Source organism: Zhenhengia yiwuensis, assembly GCF_014384995.1.
Classification (GTDB): Bacteria; Bacillota; Clostridia; order Lachnospirales; family Cellulosilyticaceae; genus Zhenhengia; species Zhenhengia yiwuensis.
The window spans coordinates 13,306-36,875 of sequence record NZ_JACRSY010000031.1; the positions used below are offsets into that span (position 1 = coordinate 13,306).

A 23,570-nucleotide genomic window follows, 5' to 3' on the forward strand; every position below is an offset into this window, starting at 1 on the left:
TTTTATTATATTTTTGTTATATTTTTACATAAACTAACTATTTTTTATAAATTTTATTTCGTTAAACATTTGACAATACTTTACCAAAGTGTTATTATTTGATTATGTTAAAAAATAAACAATAAAAAACTTCGACATCACGACTCAGCTAGTTATCTATAAAAAATTTTAATATTTTATAAGGGGGCTATTATAATGGCTGAAGAGAAGAAAGTTAAAACTGCTGCACCTGTAATCGATGCACAAGCTATGGTGAACGAATTAGTAGAAAAAGCTGATAAAGCACTTGAGGAATATATGAAACTCACTCAAGAGCAAGTTGATGCCATTACACAAGCAATGGCACTTGCTGGTTTATCTGCTCAAATGAAACTGGCTCAAATGGCTGTAGAAGAAACTGGGCGCGGTGTCTTTGAGGATAAAGTTACAAAAAATATTTTTGCTACAGAATATATCTACCATAGTATTAAACATGATAAAACTGTAGGTATTATTGAAGATAATGATGATGAAGGCTATACAGAAATTGCTGAACCAGTTGGCATCGTATGTGGTGTTACACCTACAACGAACCCTACTTCAACAGCAATGTTCAAAGCAATCATCTGTGCTAAAACACGTAATCCTATCATCTTTGGATTCCATCCATCTGCACAAAATTGCTCTCGTGAAGCAGCTAAAATCGTAAGAGATGCTGCTATTGCTGCTGGTGCTCCTGAAAACTGTGTACAATGGATTGACCACCCATCAATCGAAGCAACTACAGCACTTATGAATCATCCAAAAGTAGCTATGATTCTTGCTACAGGTGGTTCTGCTATGGTTCGTTCAGCTTACTCAGCTGGTAAACCAGCACTTGGTGTTGGCCCTGGTAACGTACCTGCTTTCATTGAGAAAACAGCTAACCTTGAACAATCTCTTACAGATCTTATGCTTTCAAAAGCATTTGATAATGGTATGATCTGTGCTTCTGAACAAGCTGCTATCATCGAAGCGCCTATTTATGATAAAGCAGTAGCTTTCATGAAAAAATTTGGATGCTACTTTGCAACTAAAGAAGAAATTAAAAAACTTGAACCAATTGTAATCAATCCTGAAAAACAAATGGTTAACCCAGATATCGTAGGTAAATACCCTTATGAAATTGCAGCACTTGCTGGCATTACTATTCCAAAAGAAACAAAAGTGCTTTGCTGTGAAATTGACGGCGTGGGTGAAGCTTATCCTCTTTCAAGAGAAAAACTTTCTCCAGTACTTGCTGTTGTAAAAGCGAAAGATGTAGAAGATGGTATCTCCAAAGCTGAAGCAATGGTTGAACTTGGTGGACTTGGCCATACAGCTGTTATCCATTCAACAAATGAAAAACTTGTTGAAGAATATGGTGAAAGACTTAAAGCTTGTCGTATCATTGTAAACTCTCCTTCTGCTTTCGGTGGTATCGGTGATGTATACAACTCTATGATGCCTTCATTAACACTTGGTTGTGGTTCATACGGACGTAATTCTACTTCATCTAACGTAACAGCTATGAACTTAATTAATAAGAAAAGGGTGGCAAAAAGACGCGTGAATATGCAATGGTTTAAAATTCCAGAAAAAATCTATTTTGAAGCAGGTTCTGTACAATATCTAGCAAAGATGCCTAACATCTCTCGTGCACTCATTGTTGCTGACCCAATGATGGTAAAACTAGGCTATGTAGATCGTGTGCTTTACCAACTCAATAAAAACCAAAATAAACTTGCTATTGAAATCTTCAGCGATGTAGAACCAGATCCAGACCTTGAAACAGTAAGAAAAGGTGCTGAACTTATGAAGTCATTCAAACCAGACGTAATTATTGCACTTGGTGGTGGTTCTGCAATGGATGCTGGTAAAGCTATGTGGTTATTCTACGAATACCCAGAAGCTGACTTTATCGGTATGGCTCAAAAATTCTTAGATATTAGAAAACGTGTTTATAAATTCCCTCATATGGGTAAATATGCTAAATTCGTAGCTATACCAACAACATCAGGTACAGGTTCTGAAGTAACATCATTCGCAGTTATCTCAGATAAATCTAAAAATATGAAATACCCTCTTGCTGACTACGAATTAACTCCAGACGTTGCTATCATTGACCCAGAGTTCGTTATGAGTGTTCCTGCTGGTCCAACAGCGGATACAGGTCTTGACGTATTAACACATGCTATTGAAGCTTATGTATCTGTGCTTGCTTCAGACTATACAGATGCACTTGCTATGAAAGCAATTGAACTTGTATTCGAATACTTACCACGTTCATATAAATTTGGTGCAAATGACCCAGAAGCTCGTGAAAAAATGCACAATGCTTCATGTATTGCAGGTATGGCCTTCACAAATGCATTCCTTGGTATCAACCACTCACTTGCTCATAAACTTGGTGGCGAGTTCCATATTGCTCATGGTCGTGCAAATGCTATTCTTCTTCCACACGTTATTGAATACAATGGTGAAACAAATCCAACTAAATTTATGGCATTCCCTAAATACGGTAAATTCGTAGCACCAGAAAGATACGCTCAAATTGCTAAACGTTTAGGCCTTCCAGCTTCTACTACAGAAGAAGGTGTTAAATCTTTAGTAAAAGCCGTTAAAGACTTAATGAAAGAACTTAATATCCCATTCACACTTAAAGAAATGGGAGTAGATGAAAAAGTTTACCTTGAAAAAATCAAAGACTTATCCTATAAAGCCTTCGAAGACCAATGTACTACAGCTAACCCAAGACTTCCAAAAGTACATGAGTTAGAAGATCTTTACAAAAAAGCTTACTACGGTAAATAATCTATAAATAAAAAAGAAGCAGATAGCACCTATAGCTACCTGCTTCTTTTTATTTAATGTTTAGATACTATATAAATTCTTTTACTTATATAATAGGATATGATAAAACAGATTATACCTAGTGTCAAACATCCTAAAATAATAGCACTATGATGTGTATTTACAACAATTAGTGTACCCAATCCAATTATTACAGGAAGTATAACAGTAATCCTCTTTGATTTCTTATACATTTTGATTATTAAAAGCTATCCTACGTATAATAAATCCTTATACATTTTATACGATACAGATTGTGCATACGTTCTCTGATATTGTAAACACCTTTCAATATTACTTTTTTACATATTTTTTTATAACATTTTACTTTATCTACAAAAAAACTAGAATAATATCATTCTACTTTTAAGTAATGACTATGTCCTAGCTTTTAAAAACTTAATTAATTTATTTTACACAGAATGTAGCTTTAAGAGGTAAGTCTTGTGAATGTGCACCTACCATTACTTCAAATTCACCACTTTCAACAAGCCATTCAAATTTAGGATTTAAAACTCTAAGTTGCCTTTCACCTAATTTAAATGTAACTGTCTTCGTTTGTCCTGAATCTAAACCTATTCTTTCAAAACCAGCAAGTTCTTTATATGGGCGTACTACACTACTAAATTTGTCATGAATATAAAGTTGTGGAACATCCTCACCATAGCATGTGCCTGTATTGGTTACATCAATAGATACCTCCAAAATCTCATCAGCTGTAATCGTATCTGACGACAGTCTTAGATTGCTATATTCAAAGTTTGTGTAACTTAGACCAAATCCAAATGGGTAAAGAGGATTCCAATCCATCTCTACATATTTTGTTGCACCAAATGGACGACGGTTGTAGTGAACTGGAATTTGACCTACGGATTTAGGAAAAGAAATTGGTAAACGCCCTGCTGGATTCGTATCGCCAAAGAGTACTTTAGCAAGAGCATGACCTCCTTGTTCGCCAATATGCCATGCTTCAATAATTGCTGGAAGATGTTCAGCTTCCCATGTAATAGATAGTGGACGTCCATTTTGAAGGACAAGTACCACGGGGGTTCCTGTTTCATAGATTTTTTTTACGAGTTCTAGTTGTCTTCCAGGAAGATTCAAATCTGCTCTATCTAAATTCTCACCACAAGTTTCTTCACTATCTCCCACTGCCACAATGGCTACATCAGCTTGTTTAGCCACTAAAACAGCCTGTTCCATATCATCGTTACCCATATTATAACCAAAGATTACTCTTACGCCTCTTTGATCATTTATAAATTCTATTTGGACGTTATATTCCTTACCTGCTTCAAAGAAGAACGGCTTCATTGTGGTGGCCTCTTTATCGCCCCATCCATCTACAACAAGTTCTTCATTAATCCAAAGGCGCATACTGTCCATACTGCTTAAACCGATAGAGCCTTCAAATGTTTGCGTCGGCGCAAGTACACCTGTCCATCTTACTGCAAATCTATCTGCATTTACCCCTTCAGCAGGCTTTGTATAAATCCAGTTAAAATTAATTTGTGTATCATTTCTTATCACAATTGGCTCACCTTCAAAATTATGGGCATTGAAATATTCTGCCTTAAGACCTGGGTTACCTTTATGATCTTTTAACCATGTAGCAGGAATAGGCATTGTTTCAAATTCTAAAATATCACACCCCTTAGCATATAAAACTTTTGTATCTTCAGACACTACCGCTTGAATGCCATCTAATAAGGTTACTGCCCCTAAGCAAGATTTTGTTGGTGCACTATAATCTCCAAAGCGTGGCACTGCAACACTAGGTCCAATGACTGCAATGGTTTTTAAATCTTTTTTTAGTGGCAATGTATGATGAGCATTTTTAAGAAGACAAATTGCTTTTTCTGCTACTTCAAGGGCTAAGTCAACATGCTCCTGACAATGAACTACTGACTTAGATAACGCTTCATCTGTATAAGGATTTTCAAAGAGCCCCAGCATAAACTTAACTCTTAGAACGCGGCTAACCGATAAATCCACCACCTCTTCTTTTAATTCTCCTTCTTTAACAAGACTTATTAAAGTATCTTGGTAAAAATCATGTGAGAAATCATAAAGCTGCATATCAACCCCAGCCTCAATCGCCATACGAATAGCCTCTCGCTGCGTTGGTGCTACATAATGACATCTATGTAACATGGTAATAGCTGTCATATCCGCACGCACAAATCCTCTCATGCCGAAATCGCCTCGTAATACATCTGTTAGTAAATGACGGTCACCAGCTACTGGAATACCATCAATAGAATTATAAGAACACATTGTATTTAATGCTCCAGCTTTAAATGCTGCTTCAAATACTGGTAAACAGTAAAACTCATGTTCATGTTTCCCCATCATAGCAGGTGCACAGTTTAAACCACCTGTAGGTGCACCATAACCAGAGAAATGCTTAACTTCAGCTATAATGGTGTCATTTCTACTTAAGTCATCACCTTGTAGCCCTCTTACCATTTCCTCTGCAAAACGAGAAGCTAAGTATGTATCCTCTCCATAAGCTTCTTCAACACGGCCCCATCTTGGGTCACGTGCTAGGTCCAGAACCGGCGACCATGTTTCATGAACACCTAAGCTTCTACACTCTCTAGCAATAGCATGCCCTTGTCTAAAACCTAACTCAGGTGAAAAAGTAGAAGCGAGTGCAATCTGTTGTGGAAAGACTGTACACTCAGGCCAAATTAATCCATGTAAGGCTTCTTCACTAAATAAAATCGGAATAGGAAGTCTAGAAGCCTCTAAGGCTGCTTTTTGAATCTTATTATTCAGATGAGCACTTGAATACCTATTTTGCAAACACCCTATACCTACATCCCCACATACTTCCATCAACTTATCAAAATCAAAATCATCTTTGTCATCTTTAAACTCGTTATTTGAATAAATATCTAATTGTCTTACCTTTTCCTCCAAAGTCATTCTAGATATAAGATCTTGAATTCTTGCTTCAATATGGAGTGTGCTGTCTTGAAATGGATACTGTATCATACTTTTTCCTCCTATAACTTAGCTAGGTCTTTAAAATTTTCTTTAAGCGTTCTATACAAACCTTGGTAGGCTTTATAATACTTTTCATATACTTCTGTATTTGCCACAATAGGTTCTTGCTGTGATTTTTTATGAATAATCTTGTTACAAGCCTCTTCTACTGAAGAAAATAGTCCTGCTCCGACACCTGCTAGTATTGCCGCACCAAGTGCAGGACCCTCATCAGCAGTTAGGGTTTGAACATTACAGTCAAAATTATCACTTAACATTTGTCTCCAAAATCTACTTTTACCGCCTCCACCACATGCTATCATTTCATCTACTGAATAGCCCATCTCCAAAATAATCCCTAGACAATCTTTAAGAGAATACGTTACACCTTCCATTACAGCACGTATAAAATCTTTTTTTGTATGTACTGACGATATACCAAAGAATACGCCTCTACAATTTGGGTCAAGATGAGGTGTACGCTCTCCATTCAAATAAGGTAAGTACAGTAACTTGTGTGCACCTATAGGAGACTGATTTGCCATTTGGGTCATTATTTCATAAACATCTTCCCCCTTCTCATCTGCCTGAAATTTTATTTCCTCACACATTTGATCTTTAAGCCATCTTAAAGATAGCCCCGCCGCTTGTGTAACTCCCATCACATGCCAAGCTCCTGGTACTGCAGCACAAAAGGTATGCACTCCCCCCTTTGGGTCAATATTGATTTGTGAGGTATGGGCAAAGACTACACCTGATGTTCCAATGGTCACAAAAGCCTTTCCATCTGAAACTACCCCTGTGCCTACAGCAGCCGCTGCATTATCTCCTGCTCCGCCCACAACAATCGTACCAGCCTTAAGGTGAGTCAGTGCTGCTACTTCCTCCATTACAGTCCCTGTTACTTCTTGCGATTCATAGACCTTTGGTAAAAACTCCTTATCAATAGAAAGCTTTTCTAAAATTTCATCTGACCAACAACGTTTTCTCACATCTAAAAGCCCTGTTCCGCTAGCATCTGATACTTCTGTTGCAAATATACCCGTTAACTTATAACGAATAAAATCTTTAGGCAGTAGCATATGCTTACATCTGTTATAGTTTTCGCTTTCATTTTCTCTTACCCATAAAATTTTAGAAGCCATAAACCCTGTAAGAGGCGGATTGGCTGCAATTTCAATATGTCTTTCTTTGCCTACCAAACGATTAATCTCTTCACACTGCCTAGCCGTCCTTTGGTCACACCAAATAATAGCATTTCTAATCACCTGACCTTTTTCATCCAACATGACAAGGCCATGCATCTGTCCTGAAAGGCCAATACCTACAATCTGCTCATTCTCTACTTCTGATAATGTCACAACTTCTTGAATTGTATCTTTTGTAGCCTCCCACCAATCTATAGGATCTTGTTCTGCCCACCCATTTTGAGGGGTATAAAGAGGATATTCCTTTGTACTAGAAGCCACTACATTTCCATCTGTATCAAAAAGTATTGTTTTGGTGCCTGATGTCCCTATATCAATTCCTAAAAGATACTTCATATTGTCCTCCTATTTAAACAAGATAGTGTTAAAAATACTTTCTAATAATTCTTGTCTACCACTTTCTACTTTAGTCTCACCCTTTTCAAGTATATAAGCTTCTAGGCTTTCAAGAGTCGCCCTATCTTCTACAATCTCCTTTCCAATACCATAAGTGTAACTTTCATAGCGCTTTGTTACAAAATTTTCTATCCTACCATCTTCTAAAATCTCATAAGCCTTAATCAAACCTAGTGCAAAAGTATCCATGCCACTTATATAAGCATAGACAATATCCTCAAAATCAAAGGAAGGTCTTCTGACTTTTGCATCAAAGTTAAGACCACCCTTTGTAAAACCGCCTGCTTTAATCACTTCTAACATACATAGAGTTGCGCTTTGTACATCTGTTGGAAATTGGTCTGTATCCCACCCTAGATGCGGGTCTCCTTGATTGGCATCAATACTCCCAAAAACATCATTAATACGTGCTACCGCTAGTTCATGTTCAAAAGTATGACCTGCAAGTGTGGCATGATTTGCTTCAATGTTCACTTTAAAATCTTTATCTAGTCCATATTTTCTAAGGAATGCAAGCACTGTTGCTGTGTCAAAATCATATTGATGTTTCATAGGTTCTTTAGGTTTTGGCTCAATATAGAAATCACCTGTAAAACCATGATTTCTACCATATGCTACGGCCATATGCATAAGACGTGCCATATTATCCAGTTCAAAACCCATATCTGTATTCAGAAGTGTTTCATACCCTTCTCTACCACCCCAAAATACATACCCTTGACCACCTAATCGAATCGTTGCATCTAATGCATTTTTAATCTGGCTCGCAGCATAAGCAAAGCTATCTGCATGACAAGCAGTTCCCGCACCATGCATATATCTTGGATGACTAAAACAATTTGCTGTACCCCATAAAAGCTTTATACCTGTTTCTTTCATTTTTCCTTCAATATACGCTACCATCTCATGAAAATTGTTTCTTGTCTCTTCAAAATTTGTACCTTCAGGTGCAATATCTACATCATGAAAACAAAAATATTCAATGCCCATCTTACTCATAAATGTGAAGGCAGCATCTGCTTTAGCTTTTGCGATTGCCATCGGTTCTGTTTCCCCATAGGACCTATCCATGGTTACTCCCCCAAAAGGATCAGCACCCCCTGCACACATAGTATGCCAGTAACTCATAGCAAACTTTAAATGCTCTTTCATCTTTTTGCCTTTAATCACTCTTTCAGCATCATAGTATTTATAGGAAAAAGGATTTTTAGAATCCGGCCCCTCATACTTAATTACTGGCATATCTTCAAAATAACTTTTCATAATAATAACCCCCATTTATAAATTTTCCACTATTTTAATTTCACTTTGTACAATGAACTGTTTGTTCTCTGGTACTTCTCCACTTACAAGATAATTAAAAGCTGTGTGCACAGACTTATTGCCTTGAATAAAAGGCTGTTGGCAAATTGTAGCCTTAATTACTCCTTGCTTCATCATTTCAATAGTAGTAGGAATACTGTCACATGAAATAATCGTAATCTCATGCTCCCGCCCAAAAGAAAGAACTGCTCGGCACACACCATACACCCCTGCTGCTACCACAAAAATGGCATCCATTTCAGGATGTTCGCTTAAAAGTTTATTCGTCACTTCAAAGGCTTTAATATCATCATCTTCCGTCTCTCCATAGCCTACTATCTTAAAATCAGGATATTTTTTCTTACAAACTTCTTTAAATCCCTTTATTCTTTCATTATGACCAAGTACTTTATTTGAACCCGTTAAGATGCCTATATGAGCTCTACCTCCTGTTAAAAGCCCTAACACACCACAAGCTGTCTGTCCACATCTTGTATAATTACTTCCTATGTAACACAGTCGTTTGCTATTTTCTATGTCTGTATTTACTGTAATCACACATAAACCATCCTCTACTAATTCATCAATCTTAGTCGCGATAGCAGGTACACTAATTGGATTAATAATCAATGCATCTACCTTATCTTTTATTTCATCAATCAGTTGAAGCTGTCTGTAAACATTATAGCCCTTCATTGTTTTAATCTGCACTGTTACACCATAGTCTTGTAATTCTTTTTCAGCACTCTGCACACCTCTTATCACATCATCAAAGAAAGCATTGCCCTCCGCAATGAGGATCAGTCCTATTGTAAGAGCCTTTTTCCTTATAGCAAGCTGCTTCCCTGCCATATTAGGGGTATAGCCTAATTGATTTGCTATTTCTCTAATTCTTATTTCGGTTTCTTTTTTTACCCTACCACGGTTATTAAGCACCCTATCTACAGTCCCCCTTGATACACCGCATAGGTCAGCGATTTTGTTAATGGTTACTGCCATCTCTCATCCCTCTCCCTGTATTGAGTTCCTTGCTAACGGTGTGCCCCAGCACACTTCTTACCTTAATAGTAATCGTCTATTTTTTCAACGTCAATTAATTTTTGTATAAAACTCACAAATATCACTTTTTTCTTGCATATTAATCGTATATTCTATCTAATTTGTTATAAAACTATTACTTTCTTACAAACCAATGCACACAGGCACACTTTTTAAAGTATGCTACCTCATTATCCTTTTCTACTCACCTGAGGAACAAAAAAAGCCATCCTAAAGAGACTGCCTCCCCCTTAATGGCAGCTCTTTAGAATGACTTTTAGTGTGGTAGATGTATGAAATAAAGTAATCGCTTATCCTTTATTTTTATAAGCTTTTTGCATAGCCCTCAGAATAGAGAGCTTCTATGCATAGCCCCTAAGGGTGAAAATAACTCGAAAAAATTAACGCATCCAGCAATCTTTTTTCTTCTTATCTTATTATCTCAAACTTTTTATGAAGTCCATATGTACTTGCAATCTTATATCCTTCTTCAATATTTGAGATAATATCAGATGGCTTATGTGCATCTGAATTAGCGAGTACCTCTATATCATAATGACCTGCTAATTCCCAGAAGCCATGCAGTGGATACATACGTCTTACACCTTGCTCTGTTGTAATTTCTGGTTTACGAAGACCATATCCATTCACTTCAAGTGGCATATGGTAAGCCTTTGCCGCTTCTATAATATATTTAGAGGCAGCTAGAGCTTCTTCATCCCAATTTAAATAAAAAGTTCCAAATACATCAGGATGGGCTACAAAAGTAAAGAGGCCTGTCTCCATGCCTTTTACAAGATAATCTGCATAAAGTCTTAACTCTTCTTTTAAACTTTTTACTTCTCCCCTCAAATTCCATGGAGAAGTTCCAAAGATTTGATGGCCTGCTAATATAAGATAGTCTGCTTCGTGTTGTCCTAATAACACTTCTTTATAGAATTCATGGTACTCTTTCAAATACTCACATTCAAATCCTTTTAAGATTTTGATTTCCTTATATTTTTCTTTGGCTTCATCTATTTCTTTACAGTATGCTTCAAGCTCCTCATATGCCATACGTACCTTGAGCCAATGACTATCATTTGGAAAAGGTGTATGGTCAGACATCCCCAGTACTTGTACATCATTTTCTATAGCTGCTTGTACATAATCTTCTACAGTTCCCACTGCATGCTTACATCTATAAGTATGTGTATGATAATTTTTCATTTTATAACCCCTCTAATCTATTTTTTAATATGCTTTTTTAATTATTATACACCATAATGGGAGTCAATTAAATTTCCTTCTTCTTTTTATAAATATAACTACAGATAAGCGCTGTAATTGGAGATACAATAACTAATCCTATACAGCCTACAAAAGTATGTAGAACCTCTGACGCAATAGACTTGGAGTTTAAAATACTAATCATAGGTGTACCTTGTGCCATATATACCATCATGACTGCAATAAAACTTCCCATATAGGCAAGTAAAAGTGTTGTAGCCTGTGAGCCTACTACAGACTTTCCAATATTCATACCAGACTGTAGAATCTCTCTTACTGAAAGGTCTGGCTTTTTTTCTACTACTTCATCTAATGCTGCTGAAATATCTACAGCTAAATCTATCATGGCGCCTGAACAAGCTAGATAAATAGATGCTTGATAAATAAGGGTTAAATTAAGATGCTCAAAGCCTGCATAAAGCAATGATTCTGACCACTGCATAACTGTCCCATCTATTCTAAATAAATAACCAAAACCTACTGCCAGTAAACAGGTTATAATCGAAGCTACACCTGATCCTAATATGGCACAATAAGCTTTCTTTGTAAAACCTGCCACTAAAATTAAAGTTACTACTGCCATCGTTACACCTATACAAAGTCCTACAAGCATAGGATGATACCCTTTTAATAAAAGAGGTATAAGTACCTTCCATATACATAAAAGACTAAATACAAATGAAATAATAGTTCGCAGGCCAGTTGCTCCTGAAAATAATATTAAAACACCCATAAAAACCAGCACAATCAATAACTCTACGTTCAGTCTGTAATGATCCAACATATTTACAAAAAGAATATTTCCCTGCTCATCTTGCTCCACTAGTACTAGTGCCTTATCTCCTGGTGCAAACATTTTATCGAACTCTAGCTTACCATTTAAAAAGTTAACAGCTTCTACTACTTTTCCTTTATGATTACCTTGTAAGAGTTCTACCATACATACCTGACTTCCTTGTTTTAAAAGTCCGTTATTATAAACAGTAGATTCATTCGTTTCAACTACCTTAGCTTTTACATTTTCTGCATTGACATAAAGTTGCTTTTCAAAACCTGTAGGTACCATAAGTAGTATGCCTATGACCACTAAACATACTAATGAAAAAATTACATTTTTATTTTTTAAATATTTTTGTATCATTTTCTAGTAACCTATCCTCTCTTAATTATCTCGAGCTAAAAAGGTGGTGGACAAAATTCACTTTTCACCACCACCTTTTATTATCTATTTAGTTTCATTAAATTTTACTTAAGACCACAGATTTCTACAAGTTTATTAAAGATGTCTGTATTGTCATATGAACCATTAAAGAGCTCTTGACCTTGGCCCATTGCATAAACTGGAACTGGTACCCCTGTATGAGCGTATGAAGTCCAGCCGATACCTGCTTTATTATTTAAGATATGTGTAAGTGTTACACTAAGTGGTTCATATCCACCATAAAGAGCAGTCTGCTGCTCACCTTGTGCTCTATCCTCTTGTGCTTTCATTGTTTCTTTGAAAGCATTTTCAAGTTTTTTGTATTCATAATCTGTTAAAACAAGTGCTGGATTTTTAGCTGCATCTTTATCTTTGCTTGTTACAAGACCAAAGTTTTCTTTAATGATTGGAAGTAGATCTTCAAGTTTTGCCTTATCTGCTGATGTACTCGCTTTATAGTCCCCGATAAGCTTATCAAATTCTACGTAGCTCATTTTTTGATTTTCTAAAATATCAAAGGCTGTATTATAACCTGTTGTTGCTTGCCCAATTGTCATACCACCTGTTTCATGGTCCCCTGTTACGATAATAAGTGTTTCTTCTGGATGCTCATTTGCAAAGTCTACAGCTACCTCTATCGCTTCATTTAATGCAATAACATCACCAATGTTAGATCTTGCATCATTAGCATGGCCTGCCCAGTCGATCTTACCTCCTTCAACCATCATGAAGAAACCATTTTCATTATCAAGTACATCAATACCTTTTTCTACAAAATCTTTAAGTCTCAGTTCACCTTTATCCGCATCTAAGTCATATGTCATAGCTTGTGAATCTTGAAGGTTAGGACTTATGGCATAAACTTTGCCTGATTGATCATTTAAAGCCATAATTTCTTCTTTAGAATCTACAATTTTGTAGCCTTTTTCTTCTATAATTTCAAAAGCATCTCTTTGGTCACCATTTTTACCTGTTGGTTGTACAAGTGAACCGCCTGCAAAGTAATCGAAACCACTATCTGCAAGTTGAAGTGCTATATCATACATATTACTTCTTGATACAACATGTGCATAGAAAGCAGCTGGTGTTGCATGATCAATAGATACACTTGTTACGATTCCTACTTTATAGCCATCTTTTTTAAGTTTTTCTGTAATGCTTTCAGGTTTTGTTTGTTTATCTGCATTGTAGCCAATTACACCACTATGTGTCTTAACACCACTTGATATAGCTGTTGCTGTAGAGGCTGAATCTGGACAGAATGATGTAGCATCTTGTGTCGTAGCTGAACCTACTACAGGAAATTCTGATACTGCTAAATTACCAAGATTTAAATCACCTTTTTCTGTTACCCCTTGATAGATATTAGCTGCGTTAAGCTGTACATAAGACATACCATCTCCAATAAATGTAAAGATATATTTAGGTTTTTTGTACTGTGCTTTCTGAGTTGTCGTACTTGCTGCACCTACTTGTGCTACTGATTTAGCTTCCATTGAAGTAAAGCCTACAAGTGAAGTCCCCATTACAACTACACCAATTAATACTGCAACTAATTTCTTTGTTAATTTCATTTTCATTCCCCTTTTGTTTTAATCTTTGAATTTCAATCAAATCATAAGGGATTAAAATTAAATCTATATTAGATAAACATTAGTTTTGTATTAACTCTATGTAAAATCCTTTAATATTTATCTATAAAAAGAGAAGAAGCTGCCACCTACTCGGACAACTTCTTCTCCTTTTATGTTTTCTCGATATCCTTATTTTACCCTTCTCGCTCTTAATCTCCTTATAGAAGCCCAGCTTCTTTATAAGTTGTTAGGGTTTTAATAATATAACTTAATGTACAAAAATCTTTATCAAGACGTGGTGTCATAATTTTAAACCCTCTAATAAGTGCTTTCTCATCAAAGATTTCTAAAAGGCGCATCACATTAACGGTATGGATACCCCCATCCTTTGTATCTAAAACACGTGAGGCCTTTACATATTGATTCTCCATAGCTAACTTAAGTGCCTCTTCAAGTTCACTACTCATCTCAAGCTCTGGCATTGCTTCATAGATAGTAATACCTTCAGCATTTAAGTCTAAGTTATTAGCTACATTTAAATCTGTGCCCACAAAAATAACATTTTTAAAAGTTGCCCCTCTAAAGTCTGCCCCATTTAAGTTAACACCTTCAAAAAGAGTTCCCTCAAACTTAGCATTTTTAAATTTGCTCTTTTTACAGTTTGTTCCTACAAATTCTGCTGATTTAAAGCTACATCCAAAGAAATTACATGATTTAAAATGAGCGCCTCTTAAACTTGTAAAATCAAAGTTAGAACCACCAAAATCTACTGCAAAACAATTGCTTCTTGTTAGGTTATTATACATAAAGTTTTTATTTAGCTTCTGTGTACTTTTAAAATTAAGTTCCATTTATCCTCCTGCCAGACTTAGCCTAGCATTTATTTATTTTTCTTTTTCATACTATATAGGATAACCTATAAAGTCAAGTTGTAACCTATAGATTCTAAGCCTCTTCTACCGTTTCTTTTATCTTATTTTTGTTTATGTGCACGAAAAACTGTAGTGTAAAGGAAAATACCTAGGCATACAAGAGCAAAAATGATACCTGATGGATAAGAAATCGTAATAGGCAGTTTAAAACCTTCTTGTGCCTGTAAAATATACGTACAAGAAACAGCAGACATAAAGGTTGCCGGAACTGTAGCAATCCAATGTGGTAATTTATTCTTAAATAAGTAAACTGCTGCTGCCCAAAGTGCAATCATAGCCAAGGTTTGGTTAGACCATGAAAAATAACGCCATATGATATTAAAATCAATCTGTGAAAGAAGTGCGCCAATTGCTAAAAGCGGAACAGCAAAAAGTAATCTACTCTTCATAGATTTTTGCTCTTTTCCCATCCAATCAGCAAGTGTCAGACGTGCGCTTCTAAAAGCTGTATCGCCAGATGTAATGGGGCATGCAATAACACCTATCATGGCTAGTACTCCACCTACAGGCCCCAAAAGTTTAAAGGAAATATCATAAACTACACTTGCCTGTGAACCAAGTTCTGTCAGTGCATTATTAAGTCCACCTGTTGAACCATAAAAAGCTACACCTGCTGCTGCCCAAATAAGTGCAATAACACCTTCTGCTACCATAGCACCATAAAAGACTTTACGACCTTCTTTTTCACTCTTTATACAACGTGCCATCATAGGAGATTGTGTAGCATGGAATCCAGAAATAGCACCACATGCTACTGTAATAAACATAAGTGGCCAAATAGGTAGTTTATCAGGATGTAAATTAGTTAGTGTTAATTCAGGAATTTTATAGCCTTGGAATATAATACCGCCGCCAATACCAATCGCCATAATAATCAGTGCAATACCAAATATAGGATAAATTTTACCAATAAGCTTATCAATAGGAAGAAGGGTTGCTAAGAAATAATAGATAAGAATGACAATTAGCCAAAATGTTACATTAAGATGATCAGGAGTAAGCCTAGCTAAAAGTCCAGCTGGTCCTGTCATAAAAACTGTTCCTACTAATACAAGTAATACAACAGAAAAAATGCGCATAACAAACTTCATAAACTTACCAAGATAGATCCCTACAATTTCAGAAATACTTGCACCATTATGCCTTAGAGAAATCATTCCAGATAAATAATCATGTACTGCGCCAGCAAAGATTGTTCCAAATACAATCCATAAGAAAACAACGGGGCCCCACAATGCTCCTAGTATAGCGCCAAAAATAGGTCCAAGTCCTGCAATGTTTAGTAATTGAATAAGAAAAATATTAGAAGTTTTCATAGGTACAAAGTCTACACCATCCTCCATAACAGTCGCTGGTGTAGGTCTATCATCGGGCTTAAATACTTTTTCTACAAACTTACCATAAACAAAGTATCCCCCAATAAGTAATGCAAGTGAAACAAGAAAAGTAATCATTAAATCTCCCCTTTCTTAAGACTATCCTATGAAATCCTATTATCTTATCTAACCTTTTATGTCTAAAATCTATAAAAGATTAACTTATTTTTTTCTATAATAAATCTCTTACTGACGCATAATAAAAACATTAACGAAAGGAGTTTTGATACTATGAAATCAGCTACGAAAGTTATTATAAGCTTACTTATTATTATTGGTATTATTGCTATTCCAGTTATAGGTGGTTATAACACACTTGTTAATTTAGATCAAACTGTTAATAGTGCCGAAGCTAATATAGAAACACAGCTTCAACGTCGTATGGACTTAATTCCAAATCTTGTTAATACGGTTAAAGGCTATGCCTCTCAAGAAAAAGAAATTTTCACTAATATTGCTAATGCTAGAAGCCGCTTAGCTGGTGCTACTACACTTACTGAACAAGCTGAGGCCGATGGTGAGCTTTCTAATGCTTTATCTCGATTACTTCTTATTGTCGAGCGCTATCCTGACCTTAAATCGAATCAGAACTTTAAAGACCTTTCCATTCAGCTAGAAGGTACTGAAAATCGTATTGCTATTGCACGTCAAGACTATAATACAGCCGTTACAGCCTATAACACTAAGAGGAGAAGATTTCCAAGTAATATTATTGCTTCTATTTTTAGTTTCCCTGAAAGACCACTTTATAAAGCAAATGCAGGTGCTCAGACTGCACCTACAGTAGATTTTTCTAACTCATGATAAGACGTAATTTTAAATCTTATAAATGTCTTCTCTCTTACTTGCTCCTCTTTCTTATACTTTCTAAAACATTAGTTTATGGAGCCCCTACTCTTCCTTCTCCTACTAATGCCAAATACATCAATGATTACACTGATACGATTGATGAACAAACTGCAAATCGAATTATTTCAATAGGTTATGAACTTGAGATTAAAACAGGTGCTCAAGCTATTATAGCTGTTATTAACTCTACGGAAGGTCTTCCTATTGAGGATTATGCATTAAAACTTTTTAGAGGTTGGGGAATTGGTCAAAAAGGCCAAGATAATGGCCTACTTATTCTACTTGCTATAAAGGATCAAACATGGCGTGTTGAAGTAGGTAGAGGATTAGAAGGTGTAGTTCCTGACGCCCTTACTAATCGTATTATGACAGATCTTGCACGCTCTTCTTTTATTCAAGGGAACTACAGTGAAGGCCTGCTTGCAAGTTACAGTACCGTATGTGATACAATTGCTATGGAATATGGTGTCACCTTAGATAAATCTTTAAATATTTCTTATGCCCCTACTTCTCCTGGTACTTCTAACAGACAAAATATCTTAGGGTATTGGATTGTTTTTATACTGATTGCTATGGATTTAATTTTGAACAGAGGGCGTATCTTAAGTACTATTATGCAAATTCTCTTTATTAATTCCTTCTATAATAGACAAGGTGGCCCCGGAAATCGGAATGGACGTGGCCCTGGTGGAGGTGGTTTCGGCGGGTTCGGAGGTGGTTCCTCCGGTGGTGGTGGTTCTTCTGGAAGTTGGTAAATCATTCTTACTTTAAATAGAAAAAGACACTACAAAACTGTAGTGTCTTTTTAAATGCTGTGTGAACATTATAGGTATGCTCTTAAAAATACTTAGTGGTACCAGCAACTAGGTATTTCGTTATTTATTATAACAACTTCCACGCAAAAATAAACCCCTTTTTCAAAAATTTACCTTTTCCATATTTTTCATGTGCTTATTGGGCTTCTTTATTGGCAAATTGACTATTGTAAAGTGTTTCATAGAAGCCTCCCTGCGCCATAAGCTCTTCATGTGTACCTTTTTCTACAATATTTCCTTCATTTATGACTAATATTAAATCAGCACTTCGAATGGTAGAAAGTCTATGGGCAATAACAAAACTTGTACGTCCCTTCATAACATTTCTCATAGCTTTTTGGAGCATAAGTTCAATTCTTGTATCAACAGAACTTGTTGCTTCATCTAAGATTAAAATAGCTGGGTCAGCTAAAATAGCCCTTGCTATGGTGAGTAACTGCTTTTCTCCTTGAGAGATATTTGAAGCTTCTTCATTAAGAAGCATATCATAGCCATCTGGAAGTGTTTTAATAAAGTGATGTACATTGGCAATCTTTGCTGCCTGTATAATCTCTTCTCTTGTTGCGCCAAATCTTCCATACTCAATATTTTCTGCAATAGTACCTTTATAAAGCCATGTATCTTGAAGTACCATACCAAAGAGGCTTCTTAAATCTTCACGTTTCATCTTACGAATATCTACGCCATCTATTTTAATAGCACCACCTTGCACATCATAAAAACGCATAAGTAAGTTAATAAGCGTCGTTTTACCTGCACCCGTTGGACCTACAATAGCAACCATCTGACCACTTTTTACTTCTAGGCTTAAGTCTTCAATAAGTGGTGTATCTTCTTTATATCCAAATCGTACGTGCTCAAAGCTTACGTTACCTTTAGCATGAGTAAGTTTTACTGCATCTTTAGGATCCTTTACTTCTTCTTGTTCTTCTAAAAATTCAAATACACGAGTTGCCGCTGCAAAAGCTGACTGAATAGCTGAAGAAAGCTGCGTAATTTGTGAAAGAGGCTGATTAATTTGCCAGATATAACGGATAAAAGCTTGAAGATTCCCTACTGTAAGAGCCCCTGCAAGAGTGAAGATTCCCCCCATTGTACCTATAGCAGCAATACCTAAATAACTTACAAGGGATACAAGTGGTGACATAATACTTGAGATAAATTGTGCCTTAAAACCTGTCTGGCAAAGCTGTTCATTAATCGCTTCAAATTCTTCTATAGAATCCTCTTGTTTACCATATAATTTAATCTCATTAAAGCCTGTATACATTTCTTGTACAGCCCCATTAAGTTTTCCCAGTGCCTGTTGCTGATTATAGAAGAGATTTTGAGACTTTCCTACAATAAACTTAGAGACAAGATAACTAAGAGGAATAATAAGTGTTGCTACTAAAGCCATCTTTACGTTTATGACATACATCATACCTAATGCCAATGTTAATGATAATACTGAGTTAATAACCTGGCTGAAGCTTTGCTGCATTGCATTAGAGATGGTATCAATATCATTTGTAATACGGCTCAGCACATCCCCATAGCTATTTTTATCGAAGTAGCTGATAGGAAGTCTTCTTATTTTATTCTGTACAGCATTTCTTAAATCTTTCATTGTATTTTGAATCGCATTGGTTAAGAAAAAACTCGCTGCATAAGTAGATAAAGTACTTATTAAATAAAGTATCCCTAACACAATAAGAACCTTAATAATATAGGCAAAGTTAATACCTGCGCCCTCTAGGCCTTTACTCATCGCTAGTACATCTTCTGTAAGCTTAGTAATAATAAGCCCTTCTGTTCTTGGTGTAATGGCATTAATAACCGCAGCTGAAATAATAAATAGGATTGCGCCTATAAAAGGTGCTAAATAAGGCTTTAAGAAAGGAAATAGTTTTTTCATTGCATTAACTCCTCCTTTGTAAGCTGTGATAAAGCAATTTCATTATAAATTTGGCAAGTATTAAGGAGCTCACTATGTGTTCCTATTCCCACTACCTCTCCTTCATTTAAGACAATAATTTTATCTGCTTCTAAAATAGAACCAATTCTTTGTGCTACGATAAGTACTACAGATTCTTCTGTTTCCTCTTTTAGTTTGGCACGAAGTGTAGCGTCTGTCTTAAAGTCAAGTGCAGAGAAGCTATCGTCAAAAATATAAATTTCTGGCTTTCTCACCACCGCTCTTGCAATAGAAAGCCTTTGCTTCTGTCCTCCAGACATGTTAGCCCCACCCTCACTAATCGGTTCTTCAAACTGTTTAGGTTTACGCTTAATAAATGGATAAGCCTGTGCCACTTTTGTAGAATGTTTGATTTCTTCCTGAGTAGCATCTTTTTTACCAAATTTAATGTTATTAGCAATAGTTCCTGTAAAGAGTCTTGTCTTTTGAGGAATAAAGCCAATCTTATTTCTTAAAATTTTAAGGTCATAATCTCTTACATCTACACCATCGATTTTAATAGAACCTTCTGTTACATCATAAAATCTTGGAATCAGGTTAATCAGTGTACTCTTTCCACTTCCTGTACTTCCAATAAAGGCAACAGTCTGTCCTTTTTTCGCAGTAAAGCTAATATCACGAAGTACTGGCTCTTCTCCATCTGGATAAGTAAAAGTTACATGATCAAACTCTACTAATCCTTGTTCTTTTGTTTCTTTTACACCATTTTCTGGACTTACAATAAGTGGCTTAGCATTTAAAAGTTCCTGAATACGGTTAGCTGATACCTGCGCTTTTGGATACATAATAAATACCATTGAAAAGAGCATAATAGAAAACATAGCATGGAATAAATATTCAATAAAAGCTACAAGTTCTCCTACCTGTAATATGCCTACATTAATCATCTGACTAGAAACCCAGAAGATTGCAATAATAGCTAAATTTAAAAGGAAGAAGAAGGTTGGCTGAGAAGCAGCCATAAGCTTATGTAACTTTTTAGATACTCCTGCATAATCCTCATTCGTATGAGCAAATCTTTCATTCTCATGATCATCATTACCAAAAGCACGAATAACCCTAATACCTGTTAAATTCTCCCTAGAAATACGATTCAGCTTATCTAATCTCTTCTGCTGAGTCTCTGAAAGTGGCCCTGACAGTTTAGCAATGACAATAACTCCAAGTATAATGAAAGGTACTGTAATAGCTAATACCCCTGATAAGGCTAAACTCGTCTTTACAATCATGACCAAACTTACTAAGAACATAATAGGCGTTAACAAAGCTGTTCTAAGTAAAGTGTTTGTAAACTGTAAAATTTGAAAAGCATCATTTGTTGTTCTTGTAATCATAGAAGAAACACCAAAGGCGTCATATTCACTATGTGAAAAATCTTGTACCTTTCTAAAAATATCATTACGAATATCGCGTGTTATACTAGAAGATATTTTAGAAGAGCAATATCCAAGCAATATGGTACCTAATACACCAACAACTGAAATAACAGCCATGACTATCCCCATTTGATAAATATAAGTTGTATTATTAGTGGCTATACCATTATCTATGATTTTCGCCATAATGGTTGGTATTCCAAGCTCTACAAGTGCAAATCCGAAAACAGATATTATATTAAGTAGCACTAAAAGTTTATAATGCTTTAAATAGCTTAAAATAAGTTTCATGTTTATACCTCCTTTTTGTTAATGTTTGTCTTTTTCATGGTTTTCATTATTATAGTATGGTAAACTATACGGTAACCATATAGTCAAGAGGAGATTGTACTCATGAACAAAAAAATTGAAAATCATTTTACAACAGGTGAATTCGCTAAACTGTGTGGTGTGAAAAAGCAAACTTTGTTTCATTATGATGAAATCGGGCTGTTCTCTCCTACTCTTACAGAGGAAAACGGCTACCGCTATTATTCTTACCGTCAGCTTTATACCTTTAATATGATTGCTACTTTAAAAGAGCTGAATATGCCTCTTAAAGACATTAAAACTTATCTTGATACACGTACACCAACAACTTATACCCATTTACTTAATGAAAAACTTAATGAAGTAGATCTATTTATAAAAAAACTAAATAAAATTCGTAGTCATCTTACTATGGCTACTGACCATATTACTCATGCCCTCCAGACAGAACATGCTAAAACCATTCTAGAAGAACAAGAAGAAGAATATCTTATTATTAGTTCTCCTTTAAATTCTGCAACACATAAAGAGTTTTCAACTTTTATGCTTGAGTATATTCAGTTCTGTAATAAACATGAACTAAGCAATCATGATGCTTTTGGCTCTCTTATTAAAGTAGCAGATGTAGCAAATGGACTCCAAAACTGCTTTACAAGTCTCTATTCCAAAACTTATGATGCTACTATCCCTTCTGTTATCATTAAGCCTAAAGGACTCTATGCTATTACCTATCATCATGGAACCTATGAAACTTTACATGAAACCTATAAAAAAGTCTTAGCGTTTGTCAAAGCCCATCACCTTCAGATTGGTGAATTCTTCTATGAGGAATACCTCTTAGATGATCTAGCTTCCCAAAACCCTAACGATTTTGTTACTCAGATCATGGTAGAAATTAAACATTAAATAGATTTATGCTATAATTTTATATATTAATTAAAGTAAAGAGGGATGAGTGAAATGAAACTAGTCATTATTGAACCTTTAGGTGTTGCCAAGGAAAAACTCCTTGATTTAGCAACTGCTACCTTAGGTAACCAAGTAGAAATTATTTATTATGACACGCGTGTAACAGACACAGTGGAACTTATTAAACGTGGTAAAGACGCTGATATTATTGCTGTATCTAATCTACCTCTTAACAGTGAAGTCATTGAAGGATGTCCAAATCTTAAAATGCTTGCTGTTGCTTTTACAGGTGTAGACCATATTGCAGTAGACACTTGCAAAGCAAAAGGTATTACCATCTGCAACTGTGCAGGCTACTCTAATGCTGCTGTAAGTGACCTAGTATTTGGTATGATTATAACACTTTATAGAAATATGTTGTCTTGCAATGAAGTAGTACGTCAAAGTGGTACTAAAGATGGCCTTATAGGTTTTGAACTTGAAGGCAAAAAGTTTGGTATCATCGGAACAGGTGCTATCGGCCTTCGCACTGCAAATATTGCTAAGGCTTTTGGATGTGAAGTCTATGCTTATAGTCGTACAGTAAAAGAAAATACAGGCCTTATTTATACAGACCTTGATACACTTCTTCAAACATGTGATATCATTTCACTTCATGTTCCACTTAATGCCCATACAAAACACCTTATTAATGCCCAAAAGCTTGCACTGATGAAGCCAAATGCTATTCTCATTAATACAGCAAGAGGCCCAGTAGTAGATAGCCAGGCTTTAGCTGATGCCCTTAATAGTCATCAAATTGCAGGTGCTGGGATTGATGTATTTGAAATGGAACCTCCAGTTCCTTCTGATCATCCACTACTTCATAGCATCAATACGATCGTCACACCCCATGTTGCCTTTGCAACTAAAGAAGCTTTAGAAAAAAGAGCAGTTATTGTTTTTAATAACATTTTAAATTATTTAAATGGTTCACCTACAAATATAATCTAAAACATTACTAAAAAGGCTAGCCTACTTATTTTCCTTCTATTAGATGGATAAGTAGGCTAGCCTTTCTATTTTGGCGAATTGTCAAGTTAAGTGCAACACCTTTTCGTAATATACTTCATAGGGTGTTTTCCAGTTTAAGCATTTACGAGGTCGTTTATTTAACTCTAATACTTTTTCTTGAATGACATTATCGGGAGTATCCGTTATATCCATACTTTTAGGAAA

16 protein-coding genes and 1 pseudogene are annotated in these 23,570 nt (G+C 35.7%); 5 read left to right on the plus strand and 12 right to left on the minus strand.

Annotated elements, in window-relative coordinates:
• The first annotated feature begins 195 nt into the window (after positions 1 to 195).
• Positions 196 to 2,811 (plus strand): bifunctional acetaldehyde-CoA/alcohol dehydrogenase, encoded by a 2,616-nt coding sequence (adhE, locus tag H8718_RS15455; protein WP_177668703.1) that lies wholly within the window; start codon positions 196 to 198, stop codon positions 2,809 to 2,811.
• Between the two features lie 447 nt (positions 2,812 to 3,258).
• Here adhE and H8718_RS15460 read toward each other — a convergent pair whose 3' ends face one another.
• From H8718_RS15460 to H8718_RS15500, 9 genes are all read right to left on the minus strand, one after another.
• Positions 3,259 to 5,850 (minus strand): glycoside hydrolase family 3 protein, encoded by a 2,592-nt coding sequence (locus H8718_RS15460; RefSeq protein WP_249333598.1) that lies wholly within the window; start codon positions 5,848 to 5,850, stop codon positions 3,259 to 3,261.
• Between the two features lie 11 nt (positions 5,851 to 5,861).
• A complete protein-coding gene (gene xylB / locus H8718_RS15465; protein WP_249333599.1) occupies positions 5,862 to 7,385 on the minus strand; it encodes a xylulokinase in 1,524 nt (507 codons plus the stop codon).
• Positions 7,386 to 7,394: 9 nt separating this feature from the next.
• Positions 7,395 to 8,708, minus strand: coding sequence for a xylose isomerase (gene xylA / locus H8718_RS15470; protein ID WP_177668708.1), 1,314 nt, complete (start codon positions 8,706 to 8,708; stop codon positions 7,395 to 7,397).
• 15 nt (positions 8,709 to 8,723) lie between these two features.
• On the minus strand, positions 8,724 to 9,746 hold the full coding sequence (locus tag H8718_RS15475; RefSeq protein ID WP_249333600.1) for a LacI family DNA-binding transcriptional regulator: 1,023 nt from the start codon (positions 9,744 to 9,746) through the stop codon (positions 8,724 to 8,726).
• Positions 9,747 to 10,214: 468 nt separating this feature from the next.
• Positions 10,215 to 10,994 (minus strand): histidinol-phosphatase, encoded by a 780-nt coding sequence (locus tag H8718_RS15480; RefSeq protein WP_249333601.1) that lies wholly within the window; start codon positions 10,992 to 10,994, stop codon positions 10,215 to 10,217.
• A gap of 67 nt (positions 10,995 to 11,061) precedes the next feature.
• Entirely contained in the window at positions 11,062 to 12,195 is a 1,134-nt protein-coding gene (locus H8718_RS15485) for a YibE/F family protein (protein WP_249333602.1), read from the minus strand.
• 104 nt (positions 12,196 to 12,299) lie between these two features.
• Positions 12,300 to 13,829, minus strand: a complete 1,530-nt coding sequence (locus tag H8718_RS15490) for an alkaline phosphatase (protein WP_249333603.1) — start codon at positions 13,827 to 13,829, stop codon at positions 12,300 to 12,302.
• A gap of 218 nt (positions 13,830 to 14,047) precedes the next feature.
• A complete protein-coding gene (locus H8718_RS15495) occupies positions 14,048 to 14,680 on the minus strand; it encodes a pentapeptide repeat-containing protein (protein WP_177668717.1) in 633 nt (210 codons plus the stop codon).
• 122 nt (positions 14,681 to 14,802) lie between these two features.
• Positions 14,803 to 16,215, minus strand: a complete 1,413-nt coding sequence (locus H8718_RS15500; protein WP_249333604.1) for a carbon starvation CstA family protein — start codon at positions 16,213 to 16,215, stop codon at positions 14,803 to 14,805.
• Between the two features lie 153 nt (positions 16,216 to 16,368).
• Here H8718_RS15500 and H8718_RS15505 point away from each other — a divergent pair, with 153 nt between their 5' ends.
• Both H8718_RS15505 and H8718_RS15510 read left to right on the plus strand, forming a co-directional pair.
• Entirely contained in the window at positions 16,369 to 16,941 is a 573-nt protein-coding gene (locus H8718_RS15505; RefSeq protein ID WP_249333605.1) for a LemA family protein, read from the plus strand.
• Complete coding sequence (locus H8718_RS15510) at positions 16,938 to 17,741, plus strand: TPM domain-containing protein (RefSeq protein WP_249333606.1); 804 nt, start codon at positions 16,938 to 16,940, stop codon at positions 17,739 to 17,741. The genes H8718_RS15505 and H8718_RS15510 overlap by 4 nt, the downstream gene beginning before the upstream one ends.
• Positions 17,742 to 17,937: 196 nt before the next feature.
• Here the strand turns inward: H8718_RS15510 and H8718_RS15515 are convergent, their stop codons facing one another.
• Entirely contained in the window at positions 17,938 to 19,698 is a 1,761-nt protein-coding gene (locus tag H8718_RS15515) for an ABC transporter ATP-binding protein (protein WP_249333607.1), read from the minus strand.
• A complete protein-coding gene (locus H8718_RS15520) occupies positions 19,695 to 21,425 on the minus strand; it encodes an ABC transporter ATP-binding protein (protein ID WP_249333608.1) in 1,731 nt (576 codons plus the stop codon). Before H8718_RS15520 ends, H8718_RS15515 begins: the two co-directional genes overlap by 4 nt.
• A gap of 102 nt (positions 21,426 to 21,527) precedes the next feature.
• On the opposite strand from H8718_RS15520, the gene H8718_RS15525 reads away from it, so the two are divergent.
• Together H8718_RS15525 and H8718_RS15530 are read left to right on the plus strand one after the other, a co-directional pair.
• Positions 21,528 to 22,349, plus strand: coding sequence for a MerR family transcriptional regulator (locus H8718_RS15525; RefSeq protein ID WP_249333609.1), 822 nt, complete (start codon positions 21,528 to 21,530; stop codon positions 22,347 to 22,349).
• A gap of 54 nt (positions 22,350 to 22,403) precedes the next feature.
• Positions 22,404 to 23,345: a 2-hydroxyacid dehydrogenase gene (locus H8718_RS15530; protein WP_249333610.1), complete on the plus strand. Its 942-nt coding sequence runs from the start codon at positions 22,404 to 22,406 to the stop codon at positions 23,343 to 23,345.
• Between the two features lie 81 nt (positions 23,346 to 23,426).
• Here H8718_RS15530 and H8718_RS15535 read toward each other — a convergent pair.
• Positions 23,427 to 23,570, minus strand: a pseudogene (locus H8718_RS15535) (IS30-like element ISEnfa364 family transposase); the annotation flags it as partial.

Excerpts from the sequence above, each read along its gene's own strand:
- adhE (WP_177668703.1), top strand. The coding sequence starts at position 196 with ATGGCTGAAGAGAAGAAAGTTAAAACTGCTGCACCTGTAATCGATGCA.
- H8718_RS15460 (WP_249333598.1), bottom strand. The coding sequence starts at position 5,850 with ATGATACAGTATCCATTTCAAGACAGCACACTCCATATTGAAGCAAGA.
- xylB (WP_249333599.1), bottom strand. The coding sequence starts at position 7,385 with ATGAAGTATCTTTTAGGAATTGATATAGGGACATCAGGCACCAAAACA.
- xylA (WP_177668708.1), bottom strand. The coding sequence starts at position 8,708 with ATGAAAAGTTATTTTGAAGATATGCCAGTAATTAAGTATGAGGGGCCG.
- H8718_RS15475 (WP_249333600.1), bottom strand. The coding sequence starts at position 9,746 with ATGGCAGTAACCATTAACAAAATCGCTGACCTATGCGGTGTATCAAGG.
- H8718_RS15480 (WP_249333601.1), bottom strand. The coding sequence starts at position 10,994 with ATGAAAAATTATCATACACATACTTATAGATGTAAGCATGCAGTGGGA.
- H8718_RS15485 (WP_249333602.1), bottom strand. The coding sequence starts at position 12,195 with ATGATACAAAAATATTTAAAAAATAAAAATGTAATTTTTTCATTAGTA.
- H8718_RS15490 (WP_249333603.1), bottom strand. The coding sequence starts at position 13,829 with ATGAAATTAACAAAGAAATTAGTTGCAGTATTAATTGGTGTAGTTGTA.
- H8718_RS15495 (WP_177668717.1), bottom strand. The coding sequence starts at position 14,680 with ATGGAACTTAATTTTAAAAGTACACAGAAGCTAAATAAAAACTTTATG.
- H8718_RS15500 (WP_249333604.1), bottom strand. The coding sequence starts at position 16,215 with ATGATTACTTTTCTTGTTTCACTTGCATTACTTATTGGGGGATACTTT.
- H8718_RS15505 (WP_249333605.1), top strand. The coding sequence starts at position 16,369 with ATGAAATCAGCTACGAAAGTTATTATAAGCTTACTTATTATTATTGGT.
- H8718_RS15510 (WP_249333606.1), top strand. The coding sequence starts at position 16,938 with ATGATAAGACGTAATTTTAAATCTTATAAATGTCTTCTCTCTTACTTG.
- H8718_RS15515 (WP_249333607.1), bottom strand. The coding sequence starts at position 19,698 with ATGAAAAAACTATTTCCTTTCTTAAAGCCTTATTTAGCACCTTTTATA.
- H8718_RS15520 (WP_249333608.1), bottom strand. The coding sequence starts at position 21,425 with ATGAAACTTATTTTAAGCTATTTAAAGCATTATAAACTTTTAGTGCTA.
- H8718_RS15525 (WP_249333609.1), top strand. The coding sequence starts at position 21,528 with ATGAACAAAAAAATTGAAAATCATTTTACAACAGGTGAATTCGCTAAA.
- H8718_RS15530 (WP_249333610.1), top strand. The coding sequence starts at position 22,404 with ATGAAACTAGTCATTATTGAACCTTTAGGTGTTGCCAAGGAAAAACTC.